We start from the raw sequence: 1547 nt of genomic DNA on the forward strand, positions 1-1547 counted from the left end.
ATATCGTTGATCGATTGATCCAGCAGAAGCGGACGGAGCGGCCCATAGCCGGTCATGTCGTCCGCAATCTCGTCCGCTAGCTGAAACTGCTCGCGACCTGACAGTTCGAGCCGATCCTCGTTGGCGATTCCATGGATGATTTCCTCAATCTGCCGCCGAAGAACATCTCGCGAAACCGTTGCGGCCACCGATGGCTCAATCTGCTCGATGACCCGCTCACGCAGCAGAGCCGGCATCACCGGCCGCTGGGTAGAAGGTTCGTCGCGCCTTGGCGTAGCTGCAGGCGAGCTCGGCGCCGGCAGGCTCGCCGCCAATGCAGGCAAGCTTGGTGGCAATGCAGGCAAACGAGCTGGCGTATCGTCTTCGCGCCTACCAAATTTTTTCGTCACCCGAGCAGCCTCCTCAACCATCCCTTTCGTTCGGCACCGACGCCTGCGATCTCCCGGACAATTGGGGCGAGGTGACGTCGCAATCCTCGTACGTGCTTTAGAGCCGGAATTCCGAGATTGACCGCCTGGGTCATCCCCTTCCCGAGATCGGGAATCACCATGTCGGGCTCTGCGCCCAGGGCCTTGACAATCGTAGCCCTGGGAAGGCCGCCGGGACGATCGGCACGATTGAGCAAGGTGAACACGCGATCCTTGCCGGCGATGTTGGTCACGGCGGCCCGCAATGCATGGGCATTGCGAAGTCCGGTCACCTCCGCTTCCAGCAGCACCAGCACGTGCCGGGAAAGAGTGATCACCGGATGGATGGATGGCGGAAACGGGACTGGTATGTCGACAACGATGTAGTTGAACCGTTGACGGAGCAGACCGAGGACATGTCTCACGCCCGCTTCAGTGATGTCGAGCTGCGCATCCAAATCCTCATCGGCGGAAATCAGGCAGACTCGCTCGTTGATATCGATTGCCGCGCGTTCGAGGAACAACGTATCCGCCCGCATCGGGTTTTCCAGAGCGATGCGCAGCCCTGGCCCAGGCCGAAGACCCAGCATCACGGCTGTTTCGCCGTTTTGTAGATGAAGGTCGAGCAGCGCGACCTTGGCCTTTGTGGTCTCGGCCAGTTGCAGCGCGAGATTGATAGCGATACTGGTTGCGCCGGCGCCCCCCTGAGCGCCGCAGATCGAGATCACATGCCCGCCACGATCGGCCGCACCGGGCGCCACGTCGCCAAGCAGTTTCGGACGCAGTTGGTGCAGCACCAGATCGCGCGTGAGCGGCCTCGGAAGGTACTCGCTCAAGCCGATTTCCATGAGCTCGCGGTAGAAGGTGATCTCCCTGCTCTCACCGATCAGAGCCACCCGGACATCGGGTGGGCAGACGGCGGCCAACCTTTCCAGTTCGGAAAATGGATCATCGATTCCACTGATGTCCGCCACCAACGCGGATAGCTCGGTGTCGGTTTCGAGCATCCGTATGGCATGACGGATCGTGCCACGCCTGATCGATAAGTTGCTACCCTCGAGGCCTTTGCGCAGAGCCGCCGCGCTAAGCTCGTCATTTACGAAACAGACGATTTGGTTGCGCGCTGCAACAGATGGAGAT

General features: G+C 60.6%; 1 protein-coding gene and 1 pseudogene. Both read right to left on the minus strand.

Going from position 1 to position 1547, the window contains the following annotated elements; genetic code table 11:
* A pseudogene (locus tag ACXJL8_RS40695) lies at positions 1 to 389 on the minus strand (CpaF family protein); the annotation flags it as partial.
* A partial coding sequence (locus ACXJL8_RS40700) for an AAA family ATPase (protein WP_456686994.1) occupies positions 386 to 1547 on the minus strand: 1162 nt, incomplete at its 5' end. The pseudogene ACXJL8_RS40695 and the gene ACXJL8_RS40700, both read right to left, overlap by 4 nt.

Source organism: Bradyrhizobium sp. P5_C11_2 (genome assembly GCF_054049755.1).